16 protein-coding genes are annotated in these 17,412 nt (G+C 65.4%); 13 read left to right on the forward strand and 3 right to left on the reverse strand.

Translation table 11 applies throughout. The annotated features are described in order from the left end of the window. The 4 genes from GRI62_RS04950 (at position 1) to GRI62_RS04965 (ending at position 5,115) form a co-directional block, all read left to right on the forward strand. A complete protein-coding gene (locus GRI62_RS04950; protein ID WP_131452277.1) occupies positions 1–726 on the forward strand; it encodes a hypothetical protein in 726 nt (241 codons plus the stop codon). Between the two features lie 66 nt (positions 727–792). Continuing rightward, positions 793–3,447: a type I DNA topoisomerase gene (gene topA, locus GRI62_RS04955; RefSeq protein WP_131452278.1), complete on the forward strand. Its 2,655-nt coding sequence runs from the start codon at positions 793–795 to the stop codon at positions 3,445–3,447. Position 3,448: 1 nt separating this feature from the next. After that, positions 3,449–3,631: a hypothetical protein gene (locus GRI62_RS04960; RefSeq protein ID WP_131452279.1), complete on the forward strand. Its 183-nt coding sequence runs from the start codon at positions 3,449–3,451 to the stop codon at positions 3,629–3,631. Between the two features lie 68 nt (positions 3,632–3,699). Beyond that, a complete protein-coding gene (locus GRI62_RS04965) occupies positions 3,700–5,115 on the forward strand; it encodes an MFS transporter (RefSeq protein ID WP_131452280.1) in 1,416 nt (471 codons plus the stop codon). A gap of 16 nt (positions 5,116–5,131) precedes the next feature. Here the strand turns inward: GRI62_RS04965 and era are convergent, their stop codons facing one another. The 3 genes from era to lepB are packed head-to-tail and all read right to left on the reverse strand — an operon-like array spanning position 5,132 to position 7,514. After that, positions 5,132–6,037: a GTPase Era gene (era, locus tag GRI62_RS04970; protein WP_131452281.1), complete on the reverse strand. Its 906-nt coding sequence runs from the start codon at positions 6,035–6,037 to the stop codon at positions 5,132–5,134. Beyond that, positions 6,034–6,705: a ribonuclease III gene (gene rnc, locus GRI62_RS04975; RefSeq protein ID WP_131452282.1), complete on the reverse strand. Its 672-nt coding sequence runs from the start codon at positions 6,703–6,705 to the stop codon at positions 6,034–6,036. Before rnc ends, era begins: the two co-directional genes overlap by 4 nt. Further along, entirely contained in the window at positions 6,702–7,514 is an 813-nt protein-coding gene (gene lepB / locus GRI62_RS04980) for a signal peptidase I (protein ID WP_131452283.1), read from the reverse strand. The genes rnc and lepB overlap by 4 nt, the downstream gene beginning before the upstream one ends. Positions 7,515–7,615: 101 nt before the next feature. On the opposite strand from lepB, the gene pgi reads away from it, so the two are divergent. The 9 genes from pgi (at position 7,616) to GRI62_RS05025 (ending at position 17,406) form a co-directional block, all read left to right on the forward strand. Beyond that, a complete protein-coding gene (gene pgi, locus GRI62_RS04985; protein ID WP_131452284.1) occupies positions 7,616–9,148 on the forward strand; it encodes a glucose-6-phosphate isomerase in 1,533 nt (510 codons plus the stop codon). A gap of 105 nt (positions 9,149–9,253) precedes the next feature. Then, positions 9,254–9,673 (forward strand): GtrA family protein, encoded by a 420-nt coding sequence (locus tag GRI62_RS04990; protein ID WP_160731815.1) that lies wholly within the window; start codon positions 9,254–9,256, stop codon positions 9,671–9,673. A gap of 139 nt (positions 9,674–9,812) precedes the next feature. Beyond that, the gene (locus GRI62_RS04995) at positions 9,813–10,847 is read left to right on the forward strand and encodes a PAS domain-containing protein (RefSeq protein ID WP_234027371.1); all 1,035 of its coding nucleotides are present in this window, start codon (positions 9,813–9,815) and stop codon (positions 10,845–10,847) included. Continuing rightward, a complete protein-coding gene (locus tag GRI62_RS05000) occupies positions 10,844–11,221 on the forward strand; it encodes a response regulator (protein ID WP_131452287.1) in 378 nt (125 codons plus the stop codon). Before GRI62_RS04995 ends, GRI62_RS05000 begins: the two co-directional genes overlap by 4 nt. Before the next feature lie 207 nt (positions 11,222–11,428). Then, a complete protein-coding gene (locus GRI62_RS05005; protein ID WP_131452288.1) occupies positions 11,429–12,799 on the forward strand; it encodes a DEAD/DEAH box helicase in 1,371 nt (456 codons plus the stop codon). Between the two features lie 78 nt (positions 12,800–12,877). Beyond that, positions 12,878–13,906: a hypothetical protein gene (locus GRI62_RS05010; RefSeq protein WP_131452289.1), complete on the forward strand. Its 1,029-nt coding sequence runs from the start codon at positions 12,878–12,880 to the stop codon at positions 13,904–13,906. A 65-nt stretch (positions 13,907–13,971) separates the two neighbouring features. Continuing rightward, the gene (gene gorA, locus GRI62_RS05015; RefSeq protein WP_131452290.1) at positions 13,972–15,333 is read left to right on the forward strand and encodes a glutathione-disulfide reductase; all 1,362 of its coding nucleotides are present in this window, start codon (positions 13,972–13,974) and stop codon (positions 15,331–15,333) included. A 109-nt stretch (positions 15,334–15,442) separates the two neighbouring features. Then, positions 15,443–16,291, forward strand: a complete 849-nt coding sequence (locus GRI62_RS05020) for a hypothetical protein (protein ID WP_131452291.1) — start codon at positions 15,443–15,445, stop codon at positions 16,289–16,291. A gap of 62 nt (positions 16,292–16,353) precedes the next feature. Further along, positions 16,354–17,406, forward strand: a complete 1,053-nt coding sequence (locus tag GRI62_RS05025; protein WP_131452292.1) for an isoaspartyl peptidase/L-asparaginase family protein — start codon at positions 16,354–16,356, stop codon at positions 17,404–17,406. Positions 17,407–17,412: the final 6 nt, after the last annotated feature.

Raw genomic sequence — 17,412 nt, forward strand, 5'->3', positions numbered from 1 at the left:
ATGGGATTGATTGATGTGAGGCAAGAGAAGCTGAGGGTCGACACGCTGCTGGAGCGGACGTTTGGCGTGATCGGCGCGTCTCCGGTAGCGTCGCTCGTCTACGTCCTTGTCATCGGCGGCCTTGGTGCGGCCGGGCAAGGGTTGGGCCTGTTGGCGAACGCGGATGTTCAATTCGGGCCGTTTTCGGTTTTTCCCCAGGACTTCAGTACCGCCGCAGGTTTCCTTTTTAGCTTTGGCCTCGCAACCGCTTCGATTGGAGGTGCATGGCTTCTCCTGCGTGAACTGCTGCATCGACAAGGACGGGCGCGTGGCAGGGCCAATTCGGTTTGGGCATTTTTCGGAATGTCGATTTTGGCCGTTCTGGGCGTGATAGCTGGCCTCGTGCTCTTCATTGCGCCCGGCGTGATTATCCTTGTGCGCTGGTCGGCGGCGAACGGCTATGCCGTGGGAATGGGACACGGCCCCATCCGCGCGCTGAAGGAAAGCTGGGAGGCAACATCGGGTCATTCCTGGCCAATTTTTTTCGCCGGGCTGATCGTCACCCTGGGCGCCGCCATTGCCTTCGGCGTTATCGTGGCCGCCCTGACGAAAATCGATCCAGCCGTTGGCGCGATCGTCGCCAGTCTGGGCGACGCGCTATCCAACGTTATCTCCTTCGCTTTTTCCGTCGCCGTCTTCTTGCTGGTTGCAGATCATCGCGGCGAGGTTGCCGAAGTCTTCGCTTGACGTTTCAGCCTGCCGCTCACCACCTTCGCGCGTACGTACACACGTAAGGGGCAGATTTTCACCACCATGCAACTCGTCATCGTCGAATCACCAGCCAAAGCCAAAACCATCGAAGGATACCTCGGCAAGGACTTCAAGGTTCTCGCCAGCTACGGCCACGTCCGCGACCTGCCCCCCAAGGACGGCAGCGTTCGCCCGGACGAGGATTTCGCCATGGACTGGGAAGTCTATGCCGACCAGCGCAACCGCGCGCAGGTAAAGGCCATCGCCGATGCGGCGAAGAAGGCGGACCGCCTGATCCTCGCCACCGACCCTGACCGCGAGGGGGAGGCGATCAGCTGGCACGTCATGGACCTGCTGCGAAAGCGCAAGGCCCTGCCCGCCGAGGTGGAGCGCGTGACCTTCAACGCCATCACCAGGCAAGCCGTGACCGATGCGATGAAGGCCCCGCGCCAACTCGACCAGGACCTGATCGACGCCTACCTCGGGCGCCGCGCGCTCGATTATCTATTCGGTTTCACCCTCTCGCCGGTGCTGTGGCGCAAGTTGCCCGGCGCCAAGAGCGCGGGCCGCGTGCAGTCCGTGGCGCTGCGCCTGATCTGCGAGCGTGAGCGCGAGATCGAGGTCTTCGTGCCGCAGGAATACTGGTCCGTCATCGCCAAGCTGGAACACGACGGAAACGCATTCGATGCGCGGCTGGTGCAATTCGACGGCAAGAAGCTGGAGCGCCTGTCCATCGGTGACGGCACCACGGCAGAGGCGGCCAGGGCGGCGGTGGAAGAGGGCCGCTTCACGGTGGAGGAGGTCGACACCAAGCCGCACAAGCGCCATCCCTCGCCGCCGTTCACCACCTCCACCCTGCAGCAGGAGGCCGCGCGCAAGCTCGGCTATTCGGCCAGCCACACGATGCGCCTTGCCCAATCGCTTTATGAGGCAGGCGCCATCACCTATATGCGGACCGACGGCGTGCAGATGGACGGCAGCGCCATTTCCGAGTGTCGCAAGGCCATTTCAGACCGGTTCGACGGGCACTACTTGCCTGAAAAGCCCAAGCATTACAGCAGCAAGGCGAAGAATGCGCAGGAAGCGCACGAAGCCATCCGGCCGACCAGCTTCACCAAGGAAAAATTCGGGTCAGGCGACGAGGCCAAGCTTTACGATCTCGTCTTCAAACGCGCCATGGCGAGCCAGATGGAAAGCGCGCGGCTGGAACGCACCACGGTTACGCTGCGCGACCCGACCGGCAGGCATGAACTGCGCGCGACCGGACAAGTCGTGAAATTTCCGGGATTTCTCGCGGTCTATTCCGAAAGCTTCGACGAAAAGAGCGACGACGAGGACGGCGGCCTGCTGCCCTTCATGAAGAGCGGCGACTGCCCGGCCAAGAAGGCCGTCGAGGCCAACCAGCACTTCACCCAGCCCCCGCCGCGCTTTTCCGAAGCGAGCCTGGTCAAGCGGCTGGAGGAGCTGGGGATCGGTCGCCCGTCAACCTATGCCTCCACCATCCAGACGCTGCGCGATCGTGAATATGTGCGCATGGAGAAAAACCGTTTCTTCGCAGAGGATTCCGGGCGACTGCTGACGGCGTTTCTGGAACGGTTCTTCTCCCGATATGTCGCCTACGATTTCACCGCTGGCATGGAAGACGAGCTCGACGAGGTCTCCGGCGGGCGGACCGAATGGAAGAAGGTGCTCGAGGCGTTCTGGCGCGACTTCAAACCCAAGAGCGACGAGGTCATGCTGCGCCAGCCGTCCGAAGTCACCGAGGTGCTCGACGAGTTCCTTGCCGATTACCTCTTTCCGCCGCGCGCCGACGGCCATGATCCGCGCTGGTGCCCGCTGTGCGCGGAGCAGGACCGCGAGGGCGGGGAACTGCATCTGCGTGGCGGCCGCTTCGGCGCTTTCATCGGCTGCGTGAATTATCCGGAATGCACGTTCCGGCGCAAGTTCGGCCAGCCGGGCGAGGGCGATGGCAGCGAGGATACCGCGATGGGCGTGGATCCGGAAACCGGCCTCCCCGTGGAGCGCAAGAGCGGACGTTTCGGACCCTACATCCAGCTTGGCGAGGGCAAGGAGGCCAAGCGCGCCTCCATTCCCAAGGATCTGCCCGACTTCGATCTGGAATGGGCACTGAAGCTGCTGGCCCTGCCGCGCGTGGTGGGGGCGCACCCCGAAACGGGACTTGAGATCGAGGCCGCCATCGGGCGCTATGGCCCCTACCTCAAGCACGATGGCAAATACGCCAAGCTCGCCAACACCCTCGAGGTGTTCGACGTCGGTATGAACCGCGCGGTCGACCTGCTGGCCCAGGCCGGCAACCGCGGCGGCGCGCGGGCGGGGCGTGAGCCGCTCAAGGTGCTGGGCAAGACCGAGGCGGGCGACGAGGTCAAGCTGATGGAGGGTCGCTACGGACCCTACGTCACCGACGGCACCGTCAACGCCACCCTGCCGCGCGACAAGGACAAGGACGCGCTGACGCTGGATGAAGCGCTGGTGCTGATCGCCGAAAAGGCCGCCAAGGGCCCGGTGAAGAAGAAGGGCGCGCGCAAGAAGGCTCCGGCAAAGAAGAAGGCCCCGGCCAAGAAGGCGACGGCGGCGAAGAAGACGCCGGCAAAGGCAGCTGCGGCGAAAAAGGCGCCGGCAAAAAAGGCCACGGCCAAGAAGGCACCGGCCAAGAAACCGGCGGCCAGGGCGGCGGCCAAGACGGCGGAGGCCGAATAGCATGGGCAAGGACCAGTTCGAACGCCACAAGCAGCCCTGGAACGGTGAGGAAGCCGGCAAGCTGAAACTGCTGGCGACCAAGGGGCATGGGCTCAAGCAGATCGCCAAGGCGCTCAACCGAAGCGAGGAATCGACCAAGGCCTTCGCCAAACAGAACAACATCGCGATCGCGAAGAAACGCTAGGTCACTAGCAAGATCGCGTCGGCTCTTTCGCACTTGCACAACAGGGCATTCGGACACACATGGCCGCAATGCCGCACGCCGCTTCTCCCGTCGTTCCCCAGCCTTCGCAAGAGGTGACGGACGGCGAGGGCGGCCGGGGCGGATTGCCGATGCCGCGCCGGGTGTGGGCCATCGCGGCCATCAGTTTCGGCACCGCCTTGCTGGTCATCGACGGGGCGATCCCCACGGTCGCGCTGCCCACCATCGCGCGCGATCTGGGCGTTTCCAACGCGGCGGTCACCAACGTCATCACCGTCTATCAGCTGGTGCTGGTGATGGTGCTGTTCCCGTTCGCCTCGCTGGGTGATCGGATCGGGCACCGCACGCTCTACCAATGGGGGCAGGGCGTGTTCATGGTGGCGAGTGCGGCGTGCTGGTTCGCCACCGATTTTTCCGTGCTGCTGGCGTTGCGCGCGTTCCAGGCGCTGGGCGCCGGGATGGCCCTGGCGGTATCGGCGGCGATGCTGCGGCAGATCTATCCCGATGCCAAGCTGGGCACGGGCATGGGCATCAATTCGGTGATCGTCGCCAGTTCCGCCGCCATCGCGCCCACGCTGGGCGGCTGGATCGTCGGCCATGCGCCGTGGCAGACCGTGTTCGTCGTCGCCGCGCCGCTGGCGGTGGTATCTTTGCTGCTGGGCCGCGCGCTGCCCGAGCCACGCCCCCGCGACATTCCCGCGCAGTGGAAGAGCGGCTTGTGGAGCGCGCTCACCATGCTGCTGCTGGTGGGCGGAATGCAGCTCGGCACGCACGGCAACGTGCCGCTGGGCGTGGTGACTGTGATCCTGGGCGTGGTATCTGCGGTGTGGCTGGTGAAGCGCGAGCGCAAGCGGGAGAACCCGGTTCTGCCGGTGGACCTGCTGGCAAAGCCGGTGCTCGGCCTGTCCGCGCTTGCCGCCATCGCCTGCTTCATTGCTTCGGCCTCGCTCATGCTGTCGCTGCCGTTCCGCTTCGAGGAGGGCATGGGCTATCCGCCGGAGACGGTGGGCATGCTGTTGCTGCCGTTCCCGCTGACCTTGCTGTTCGTCGCCCCCGCGGCGGGCTGGGCGAGCGACCGCGTGGCCGCGACCAAGCTGGGGGTGACCGGCATGGTCATCGCGATCGCCGGGATGCTGCTGCTGGCGACCATGCCGCAGCAGCCGGGCGAGTGGGCCATAGTCTGGCGCCTGGCGCTGACAGCAGTCGGCTTCGGGCTGTTCTTCGCCCCCAACTCCCGCCTGCTCATCGGCCGTGCTCCGCCAGAGCGAGCGGCGGCGGCGGGCGGGTTGCTGAGCACGTCACGCCTGCTGGGACAGACGCTGGGCGCTGTGGTGGTGGGTATTCTGCTGGCCGGCGGCCTCGGCCTCGGCCCGACCCCGCTCTACGTCGCCTGCGCGCTGGCAGTGGTGGCGGCGGCGTGCAGCCTGGCGCGATTTAGCCAGCGGGACAGTGCTGCGAACCGCTGAACACGGTTTCCCGCCATCACCGCACCCAGTCCAGCCCCATTTCCTCGTAGACTTCTCGGTTCTCGCTCCACCGCTCGTCGACCTTGACGTGCAGGAACAGGTGGACTTTCTGGCCGAGGATCTCGCTCAGTTCCTTGCGGGCTTCCTCACCGATTTCCTTGATGCGGCGGCCCCCCTTGCCCAGCACGATGGGCTTCTGGCTGTCGCGCGAGATGACGATCTGCTGGCGGATTTCCACGCTGCCATCGGGCCGCTGCTCGTAGCTTTCGGGGCGCACGGCGGCGTCGTAGGGCAGCTCCTCGTGCAGCTGCCGGTAGAGCTGTTCGCGCGTCACCTCGGCGGCGAGCAGGCGTTCGCTGGCGTCTGAAACCTGGTCCTCGGGGTAGTGCCACGGCCCCTCGGGCATCAACGACGCAAGCCGGTCCTTCAGTTCGGGCACGCCATCGCCCGTCAGCGCCGACACGAAATAGACATCCTCGAAGGCGGTAAGTTCGCCCAGCTCCTGCGCCAGGGCGAGAAGAGGTTCCTTGGCGCTGGCATCCACCTTGTTGAGGACGAGGAACACCTTTTCCGGGCGGCCCTTCAGCACCTCGATCAGCGGCATCAGTTCGTGGCGGCGCTGCTTGACGGGATCGACCAGCAGCAACACGGCATCGGCGGCCTGGGTGCCTTCCCACGCCGCACTCACCATCGCCCGGTCGAGGCGGCGCCGGGGTTCGAAGATGCCGGGCGTGTCCACCAGCAGAATCTGCGTGTCGCCCTCAGGTGCCTTGTGCAGCGCGATGCCCAGCAGGCGGGCGCGGGTGGTCTGCGCCTTGGCACTGGTGATCGCCACCTTTTGCCCGACCAACTGGTTAACCAGCGTGGACTTGCCGGCGTTGGGGGCGCCGATGACGGCGACCAGTCCGCATTTGTGGGTCATCCGTATTTCTCCATGAACAATCGCGCCGCCTCGGTCTCGGCTTCCTGCTTGCCGCCCGCGCTGGCCTCTAGCGCACCGACCTTGTGCACGGCCACCTCTACGACGAAAGTGCGCGCATGGTCAGGGCCTTCAGTGCGCAGCACGCGGTATTCGGGTGGTCGGCGCTGGTTGCCCGCCGCCCATTCCTGCAGCGCGCTCTTGGGATGCTTGGACTGGCCGGCACTGCCCTCGATCTCGCCCTTCCACACCTGGTGGATCAGATCGCGCGTGGCGTCGAACCCGGCGTCGAGGAAGTTGGCACCCAGCAATGATTCCATGATGTCGCCCAGCACGTTGTCGCTGTCTTGCGCGCCATCGTCGCGGGCTTGCTTGCCCATGCGCGCGTGGGCGGCGACGCCAAGTTCGCGCGCCCGCTCGGCACAGCTGGTCTTGCTGACGAGGGCGTTCAGCCGCTGCGCCATCTTGCCTTCCGTCGCGGCGCTGCGCTGGAACAACCAGTGCGCGATGGTGAGGCCGAGCACCCGGTCGCCCAGGAATTCCAGCCGCTGGTAATCGCGCGCCTCGCCCGTGCTGCCGTGGGTCAGCGCCTCGCGCCACATGGCCTCCTCACGGACGGTGAAGCCGCGCGATTTCAGCCAGGTCCGCGTCTCGCTTGAAAGACCGGTCAAATCCCTTTTCCGATGCGGCTCCAGCGGATGCCGTCGCCGTAGGACCAGTACATGAAGTACGCTTCGCCCACGATGTTCTCCTGCGGCACCAGCCCGATGCCGCCGCCGGCCTGTGCGGGGAAACGGCTGTCGAGCGAGTTGTCGCGGTTGTCACCCATCATGAACAGCATGTCGGGCGGCACGATGACCGGCGCGGTGTCGTCCTGCGGGAAGTCGCCGAAGTCGAGCGTGTTGTAGGAGCGTCCACCGGGCAGCGTCTCGCGAAACTGCGGGAACAGGCAGGCATAGCTGCCATCGGTTTGCCGGGCGACGAACCGGCCGCGCCCGGGGCCGCAATTGCCGTCCGCGGCGATGGGCTCGACGAAATCCTCCACCCGCTCGCGCCCGACAGGCGCGCCGTTCAGGTGGAGCACGCCGTCCACCATCTGCACGGTATCGCCCGGCAGGCCGATCACGCGCTTGATGTAATCGCTGCGGTCCACCGGGTGCTTGAAGATCACGATGTCGCCGCGTTCCGGCTGGCTGCCTAGGATGCGCCCTTCGCCGGCGCTGATCCCGAAGGGCAGGGAGGCGCTGGAATAGCCGTAGGGCCACTTGGCCGCCTGCAGGTAATCCCCCACCAGAAGCCGTGGCATCATGCTTTCGGACGGAATGTTGAAGCTGGTAAAGGCAAAGGTGCGGAACAGCAGAACCACGATCACCAGCTTGACCAGGAAGCTGGCAAAGCTGCGGAAGTCTTCCTTCTTTTCCTCGGGCGCATCCGCCGGCACGGCAGGGTCCTCGATCTGGCGGATGTTGCTATCGGTCATCGGGGCAATCCATGTTGCGGGCACGGGCGAAGGTCAAGCGCCTTTGCTTTTGCCCTTGCGACGCTCTAGCGAGGCGCGGCAACGACCGGAAAGGACGAAGAGTGACCCTGACGCGCGACGAGGCCTGGCAACGGCTCGCCCTGCATCCCGATCCCACGCTGGAGCAGCTCTTCGCAGGCGACCCGGACCGGATGGCATCGCTCAGCGCCCGGCTCGAACTGGGCACCGGTGAAGCCGAGGGGGCGGGCGGTATCCTGTTCGACTGGTCGAAGACGCATCTGACCGATGGTCTTCTGGGCGATTTCGAGGCGCTGGCCGAAGCGGCCCGTTTTGCCCGGATGCGCGATCGCCTGTTCGCGGGTGAGATCGTCAACCCGACCGAGAACCGCGCCGCCGAACATTCCGCCCTGCGCGGCGTGGGCAGGGCGGCCAGCGTGGAGGAGGCGGACGCGCTGCGCCACCGCATGCGGCTGCTGGTCGATGCGCTGCACGAGGGCGTTCTTGGCGAGGTGCGGCACCTGATTCACATCGGCATCGGCGGCAGCGCGCTCGGCCCGGCACTGGCCGTGGATGCGCTGGCCCGCGATCTGCCGCTGGTTGATGTGCACGTCGTCTCCAACATCGACGGCGTCGCGCTGGAGGAGGCCTTTGCCAGCTGCGATCCGGCGACCACTTTCATCGCCGTGGCCAGCAAGACCTTTACCACCATCGAGACGATGACCAACGCCCGCTCTGCGCTGACGTGGCTGGAGGAGAACGGCGTGACCGATCCTTCGGGCCGGGTCATCGCCTTGACCGCCGCGCCCGAAAAGGCCGTGGAATGGGGCGTGGACGAAACGCGCGTCCTGCCCTTCGCCGAAAGCGTCGGCGGGCGCTATTCGCTGTGGTCCTCCATCGGCTTTCCCGTGGCGGTCGCCGTGGGTTGGGACGATTTCCAGGCCATGCTCGATGGCGCGGCTGCGGTGGACGCGCATTTCCGCGACACCGACGGGCGCGCCAATCTGCCACTGCGCGCGGCCTTTGCCGACCTGTTCTACAACCGCATCAAGGGCGCGCAGACCCGCGCGGTCTTCGCCTATGACGAACGGCTGCGCTTGCTGCCAGACTATCTGCAGCAGCTGGAGATGGAGTCCAACGGCAAGCGGGTGACGGTGGACGGGCAGCCCAGCGGGCCGACGGCGCCCATCACCTGGGGCGGGGTGGGGACCGACGCGCAGCACGCGGTGTTCCAGTTACTGCACCAGGGGACGCACCTCGTGCCCATCGACTTAATCGCCAGCGTCACGCCCGGCGACGTGCTCGACCCGTCGCATCACGAAATCCTGCTGATGAACTGTTTTGCGCAAGGGGCCGCGCTGATGGCGGGCAAGGCGAGCGACGATCCGCATCGCAGCTATCCCGGCAACCGCCCCTCGGCCACGATCCTCGTCGATGATCTGGATGCCATGACCTTTGGTGCGCTGATCGCATTCCACGAACATCGCACGTTCGCCAACGCCGTGCTGATGGACATCAATCCGTTTGACCAGTTCGGCGTCGAACTGGGCAAGGAGATCGCCAAAAGGATCGCGAAAGGCGACGAGCGTTTCGATGCCAGCACCGAGGCGCTGCTGAAGGCAAGCGGCCTGGCGTGATGCAGCGTTCGGCCAATGCTCCCGCCAAAACCAGGCCCGCGCCCCGCGCGGAGCTGGGCGCGGCGCCGGGCGCGGCCTGAACGGTCGACCCGAAGGCCGCTACCGATGACCGCAGAAGGGTTTGTCGCGCGTTTCCTGACGCGCCGCGTCGGCGGGATGCTGTGGCGCAATACGGTGGTGAGCACCGGGGTGTTCCTGCTCGGCCTCGTCGTGTTGTGGGTGCTGGTGGAGTTCTTCCAGGTCGACCGGGTGATCGCCGCCGCGCTCAGTTTCGCGGTATCAACCAGCCTGCACTACGTGCTGGGGCGCGAGTGGGTGTTCCACGGGACGGAGCGCAAGGCGGGGCGCGGGTTCGCCATCTTCCTCGTCAACGCGCTCGTCGGGCTGGGGGTGACGGTCGGGCTGTTCTGGGTGCTCGTCGCGTTCACGACGATAAATTACCTGGTCGCCAGGGTAATCGTGTCGATGTTTGCCGGCCTCGCCATGTTCGCGCTGAACGGCGTGTGGAATTTTCGGCAGATCTAGACTGTGCACAGCCCACAGCAATCATTATGCCGCGGCTTGCGGAACCACCGATTGGCGCAGAGGTTTCTGCGTGGGGTAGAACACGGGATTGTCAGCAGCTTTGATGAGTGAAGAACCTTTTAAAAGCGCACGTCAGGCCATGTCGGTTAACAACGGCCGGATCGACAAGCCCGAAGCCTTCAGCGGCGCGTCTGGATTGTTGTTCGAACAGGCCATGTCGCAAACGCGCATGGCCGTCTGCCTTACCGACCCGCGGCAGCCTGATGACCCCATCGTGTTCTGCAACACCGCTTTCGAAAGGCTGACGGGTTATGAGTCTGCAGAGATTCTGGGCCGTAATTGCCGTTTCCTGCAGGGCCCGAAGACCGATCAGAAGCAGGTTGAGATAATCCGCCAGGCCATCCGCACCGAAAGCGTGGCGGTGGTCGAAATCCGCAACTATCGCAAGGACGGCACGGCTTTCTGGAACGCCCTCCACCTGGGGCCGATCTACGACAGGAACGGCGAGCTTACGTATTTCTTCGGCAGCCAGTGGGATGTGTCGGATATCCACCTGGCCCAGGCGGAAGAACGCAATGCAAAGGCGATGGCGCGCGAGGTATCGCACCGCTTGAAAAACGTGTTCGCGGTGATCGGGGCGATCGTGAACATCACTGGCCGTTCGATGCAGGCGCCCGAGGTTTCCCGCAAGATCAACGAACGTGTTCAGGCGCTTGGCCGCAGTTACGAACCAACCCTGGACGATGCCTTTCTGGGCACCATCGAGGTGGGCCAGGCGGTGCGCGCGGTGCTGGCACCCTACGATCCCGAAGGAAACCGCATCCGTTTCAATGGCAACGGCGTGCGCACGGAACCCAATGCCATTTCCGCCATCGGCCTGACGCTGCACGAACTGGCGACCAATTCGATCAAATACGGTGCGCTGTCCAACGATACCGGCACCATCGATGTCGCATGGCGGCACGAAAGCGACCGGCACAATCGCAGGTCCCTGATCGTCCATTGGCAGGAAAGGGGCGGACCCGCCGTTGCTGGCGAACCCGAAGATACCACTGGCACCGGTTTCCAGATCGCCGACACCCTGCTCAAGCACCTCGACGGATCGTTGGAGCGGCATTGGGACGAGGACGGCCTGCGGGTCGAGATCCATTTCCCGATGAGCCGTACGGCATGAGCACGCCTGCGCTGACTTTCGTGCTCGTGCTCGAGGATGAGCCGTTTATCGCGATGGACCTGCAATTCGCGCTCGAAGACGTCGGCATCACGGCGGTAACCGCAAAAAGCTCCGAGGAAGCGTTCGCGGCGCTGGAGAATAACACGATCGACGGGGGCATTCTCGACGTCAACCTTGGGAAAGGAATGACGTGCGAACCTGTCGCATTGGAACTTCATCGGCGGGGCGTGCCGTTCATTCTGAACACCGGCGATCTCGACCGCTCGGGCGAGCTCCTGAGACGATTCGACGCACCCGTGGTGGCCAAGCCGACCCCGGCCGAAATGGTTGTCGACCGTCTGCTGGCGTTCGCTGCGGGCCGATACCCACGCTAGCGCGGTATTGACTTTCGCGGCACAGGCGCCTATTTGGCCGCCATCGAAGTGCGGCGCCGGCGTGAAGCGGCAGGACACACAAGACCTGCCCCGGCAGCCCTTCGGTTCACTTGTCACAAGACTTCCCTTTTCACGCGGGTGGTTTTTCAACCCCGCGATCGCGCGCCGTTCCGGCTGCGCGCCTCTCGCACATATGCGAGTTTCTCCATGACCCAGTTTTCAGACCTCGGGCTTTCGCAGCCCGTTCTCCAGGCCCTCGATATGAAGGGCTATTCCACGCCCACGCCAATCCAGGAACAGGCCATTCCGGCCGTCCTCGAAGGGCGTGACCTTCTCGGCATCGCGCAGACCGGCACCGGCAAGACGGCGGCCTTCATGCTGCCCAGCATCGACCGGTTGCGCAGTGCGGACAACCGCGTGCCCTTCAAGAGCTGCCGGATGCTGGTGCTTGCCCCCACGCGCGAACTGGCAGGGCAAATCGCCCAGAGCGCCAAGGATTATGGCGCGATGGCGGGCCTCACCGTTCATTCGATCGTCGGCGGCACCAGCGTCAACAAGGATCGCAACAAGCTGAACCGCGGCTGCGACATCCTGGTGGCGACGCCGGGCCGGTTGCTCGACCTGATCGACCAGAAGGCCTTTAACCTCGGGGGCGTGGAAATCCTCGTCCTCGACGAAGCCGACCAGATGCTCGACCTGGGCTTCATCCATGCGCTGCGCCGCATCAGCCAGCTGGTGCCGGAAAGCCGCCAGACGCTTTTCTTCAGCGCGACGATGCCCAAGCAGATCAAGGAACTGGTGGGCAAGTATTGCCACGATCCCGTCACCGTCAGCGTGACGCCCGCCGCGACAACGGCGGAGCGGATCGACCAGTACCTGTTCATGGTGCAGCAGGACGAAAAGCAGACGCTGCTGGAAATGATGCTGCTGGAACAGCACCCGACCCCTGGCAAATTCGAACGCGTGCTGATCTTCACCCGCACCAAGCACGGCGCGGACCGTGTGGTGAAGCGGCTTGCCCAGATGAACATCCCCGCCAACGCCATCCACGGCAACAAGAGCCAGCCGCAGCGCGAGCGGGCGCTTGACGAGTTCAAGCGGGCCAAGACCCCGATCCTGGTGGCCACCGACGTTGCCGCGCGCGGGATCGACATTCCCGGCGTCAGCCACGTCATCAACTACGAACTGCCCAACGTGCCCGAACAATACGTCCACCGCATCGGCCGCACCGCGCGTGCCGGGGCAGACGGGGTCGCCATCGCCTTTTGTGCCGAGGACGAGCGCAGCTATCTGAAAGACATCCGCAAGCAGACCGACGCCGAGTTCGAGCGTTTGCCGCTGCCGGATGATTTCCGTGCCGTGGTCGAAGGCATCGGCCCCACCAAGCCCGCGCCCAAGGAACAGCGCCAGCGTGTGCAGGCCAAGCCGCGCGGCGCGTCCGCGGCCAAGCCGAAGAGCCCCGCGCGCAAGGGCCGGCCGCAGGGCAGCCGTTCGGGTGGCTCGGGCAACCCGGGTGCTTCGCGGCGCAGCGGCGGCGGCAACCGTGGCCGGCGTGGGAGTGGCGGCGCACAATCCTGATCGCCGCCCTAGGCAAATCTTAAGCATCGCACCCCTAGCGTTCCCGGCAGTAATCGGGAACCAGGGGCGCGTGCGAGGATGATCAGGACCAAGACCACGCTGGTGGTCGGCGCGGGCGCGAGTACCGAACTGCAGTTTCCCGACGGGCGCGAGCTGTTGCAGCGGATCGCCGCCGGCTTCGATTTCCAGCGGCTCGGCACCTCGCTGGAATCACCCGACATCGCGGCGATGGCGAAACATGTCGGCGATCTCGCCACGCAGGCGCGCGTCAGGAAGGAAGACCTGGTCGAAGCCGGGCAGACGATCCGCGCGGCGGCGCGTATTTCCAACTCGATCGATGCGATTCTCGAACAGCATGGCGACAATCCGATGGCGCTGGCGCTCGGCAAGCTGGCCATCGCACACTATACGCTGGCGGCCGAGGAAGCGTCGCCGCTGGGTAGCGAGCCGAAGGATCCGGGTGACCTTCCCGTGCGCGGCACGGAGAACTGGCTGTTTCAGCTTGCCCGCGTGATCGTCAACGGTGTGCCGCGCGCCAAGGCGGAACTGGTTTTCGACAACCTTTCGATCATGTGTTTCAACTACGACCGGTCGATCGAGCATTACCTGCCCTGGGCGCTGCACCTGGCCTTCGGCATGAGCCTGACCGACGCCCGCGTACTGGTGACGGAAAAGCTGAAGATCGTGCATCCCTACGGCACACCGGGGCGGCTGGAATGGCAAAAGGGTGATGCACCCATCGCCGCCTGGGGGCAGGTGTTGCCCGATGATCTGCACGGCGTGGTCGAACAGGTGCGCACGGCCACCGAACGCGCGAACCAGCGCAATTTCCAGCGCCAGCTTACCGGCGAGATCCTGCAGGCCAAGCGGCTGGTCTTCCTCGGCTTCGGGTTCGACGCGATGAACACCGCAATGCTGCTCGAAGCCCCGCTGGAACACAATCCGGATGTTCTGGCGACCCTGGCCGGTGCCAACGCCACCCAGGCCTCTGCGATCCGCCGGCTGCTGATGCGCATGGCGGGCATTCGCGACGAGCGGCTGATCACCATCGAGGACCTGCGCGCCTGGCAGTTGATGCGCGACTACGCGCCGTGGCTGGAGAGTTGACGCAGCACGCGGTTGCCCTCGGCGCGCCCGCTCGCCATATCGCGGCCTAGCAGACAGGAGCGCACATGGCCGCCGACACTACCGAATACGATTTCGACCTCTTTACCATCGGCGCTGGATCCGGCGGCGTGCGCGCCAGCCGCGTTGCCGCCGCCCACGGCGCGCGGGTGGCGGTCGCGGAGGAGTTTCGCGTCGGCGGGACCTGCGTCATCCGTGGCTGCGTCCCCAAGAAGATGCTGGTCTATGGTGCCCATTTTGCCGAAGACCTGGAGGATTGCGCCAAGTTCGGCTGGGAAATCGGCGAGAAGTCGTTCGACTGGATCAAGCTGCGCGACAACGTGCTGAACGACGTCGACCGGCTGGAAAACGCCTACACCGAGACGCTGGAAAACCACGACGTCACCATCTTTCGCGAACGCGCCGAGATAACCGGCGGGCACGAGATCACGCTGGCCAGCGGCAAGGTCGTGACCGCGCGATACATCCTCATCGCCACCGGCGCGCATCCGCGAATGCCCACCTGCGAAGGCGCTGAGCACGCCATATCCTCGAACGAGGCGTTCCACCTGGACGCCCTGCCCAAGCGCATCCTCATCGCCGGCGGCGGTTATATCGCCAACGAGTTCGCGGGCATCTTCAATGAATTCGGCAGCAAGGTGACGATCGTCAATCGGTCCGACGTGCTGCTGCGCGGGTATGACGAATCGGTGCGCGACCGGCTGCTGCAGATCAGCACGATGAAAGGCATCGAATTCCGTTTCAACACCACCTTCGAATACATCAGGGAATGCCCCGACGGGGGCTATTTCGTGAAACTGTCTGACCGGGACGAGGAACATGCGGACGTCGTGATGTTCGCCACCGGGCGCGTGCCGAACGTCAAGGGACTGGGGCTGGACAAGGCGGGCGTCGAACTGGGTGAGCGGGGCGAGATCGTGGTGGATCGCTTCAGCAAGACCAACATCGATCATATCTACGCCGTGGGCGACGTGACCGATCGCGTGCAGTTGACCCCAGTGGCCATCCGCGAGGGCCAGGCCTTTGCCGACACCGTGTTCGGCAAGGGCGATCCCGTCGCGGTGGATCACGGCTGCATCCCCAGCGCGGTTTTCAGCCACCCGCCCATCGCCTCTGTCGGCATGACGGAGGGGCAGGCGCGCAACAAGCTTGGCACGGTAAAGGTCTACCAGGCCGATTTCCGCCCGATGAAGAACGTGCTGGCCGGCCGGAACGAGCGCAGCCTGATGAAAATGATCTGCGACGGCGAGAACGGCAAAATCGTCGGCATTCACATGATCGCGCCCGAGGCACCCGAGATGATGCAGGCCGCCGCAATCGCGGTGAAGGCTGGCCTGACCAAGGCCGATTTCGATGCAACCGTGGCCATCCATCCGACGATGGCAGAGGAACTGGTCCTGATGCGGTGACGCCGCGCGGGACCGTCCTGTCGTCCGTCAGCGGACTTCGCGCCGCCAGAGCGCAGCAGGGTGAGCGCGTTCAGTCTGGCGCAAGTCGGGCAGGCCATGATGACGGGCGATGAAACACCTCGTTGTCTCGGCCATCGTGATGCTCGCCGCCTGCGGTGCGGATGCCGTGCCACAGGCGCCTGAGCCATCGCAGTCGATGCGCGGTTACGCCACGCAGATCGAAGCGCCGGCGCCCGATTATCGCGCGATCATTCGCGATATGCAGGTGGTCGACTTTTCCGGCACCAGTCGCGCTGCTTCTGCCCGCGCACCTGCAGATGCCGGGGCGGTGGGCGAACAGTGGCTGGCCCGGCTGACCGAGCGCGGCGTGCTCGACGGCTATGGCCGGTCCGGCAAGGCCGAGAGCGATCCGGTATCCAGCATCAGCCTGAATATGACCGCGGACGACTTCGATGCGTGGGTGGCCGAGAACGGCTGGACCGTGCCGCGCCATATCGACTGGAATTTTGCGCCCGATCTCGTTCGCCCAAGGGTGAGCGAAGCGGCATCGGGCGGCATTCGCCTATGGCCCGCCAGCGAAGCGCGCACCGGCCTGCAATTGCAGGCGGCAGACAGCGGCCGCATCCTGCTGCGCGATGGCTGCTTCTATCTCGACCGGCAGGGCGTCGAGACGCTCGCCTGGTTCCATGCGGAAACCGGCCTCGATGTCGATGCGCAGGGGTATTACGTCCTCGTCAATCGCATGACAGGGCAGGTCGAGGGGCGGCTGGGCGAGACGTTCGTCTGGTCCGCGCCCAATCCGATCACTCCGGGCGGCCCGTCGATGGAGGCGTTGCGCAGCGCCTGCGGGGATGGTGAGATCAGCACCGTCGCAAATCCCACGGCCACCGCGCGGATGGAGGCGATGTATCCGCAGCCGCGCGCGCCCGATGCCGCGCCGCCGCCGGACATCCACTAGGGTTGTAATCGGCTGGCGATGGCGGCACCAACTGCGCCAACTTTCCTCGAAAGGTCGCATTCATGGCTCGTCTGCCCAAAGTCCTCGCATCCGCGCTTGCGCTCTCCGTTCCCGCAGGGGTGAGCGCGCAGGCGGCGCCGCAGGCCGAGTGGTCCATCGCCATTCACGGCGGCGCGGGGACGCTCAGCCGCGATGCGATGACGCCCGCGCGCGAGGCCGAATATACCGCCGCGTTGCAAGCCGCGCTCGACGCGGGTGCCGCGGTGCTGCGCGATGGGGGCGAGGCGCAGGACGCGGTCGTCGCGGTCGTTACGCTGCTGGAGGACGATCCGCTGTTCAACGCCGGGCGCGGCGCGGTGCTGACATGGGAGGGCGGGGTATCCCTCGATGCAAGTTTCATGCGCGGCGACACGCGCGCGGCCGGGGCGGCGGCGGGCCTTGCACATGTGCGTCACCCGATCCTGCTGGCCCGCGCCATCATGGAGGACGGGCGTCATGTCTTCCTGAGCGGTGAGGGGGCAGAGGAGTTCGCTGCCGATCAAGGGCTGGAACGGGCCGAGACCGAATGGTTCATCACCCCGCGCCGCCGTGACAGCCTGGAACAGTTCCGCGCCGCGCAGGATGATCCACAGGTCACGTTCAACGAGGACGCGGAGCATCGCTATGGCACGGTGGGCGCGGTGGCGCGCGACGTGCGGGGCAATCTTGCCGCGGGCACATCCACCGGCGGCACGACGGGAAAGCGCTGGGGCCGGATCGGCGATTCGCCCGTGATCGGCGCGGGCACCTATGCCGACAACCGCGCCTGCGCCGTATCCGCTACGGGCACGGGCGAGTATTTTCTGCGCGCAGGCGTGGCGCAGGGCATCTGCGCGCTTATGCGGCTGTCGGGCATGGGTCCGCAGGAAGCGGCGGACCAGTTGATCGTCGAGGTTGGGGACATGGGTGGCGACGGAGGGGTTATCGTCGTCTCCGCACAAGGGGAGGCTGCCTTCAGTTTCAACACCAGCGGCATGTATCGCGGCAGGGCGGACAGCAACGGGCTGAACGAGGTAGCGATCTTCACTGATAGTCCGCCGGTCGATCCACCGATGCAGGCTGCCGCCGAGCATTGATAAAAC

This window comes from Aurantiacibacter arachoides, assembly GCF_009827335.1.
Classification (GTDB): domain Bacteria; phylum Pseudomonadota; class Alphaproteobacteria; order Sphingomonadales; family Sphingomonadaceae; genus Alteraurantiacibacter; species Alteraurantiacibacter arachoides.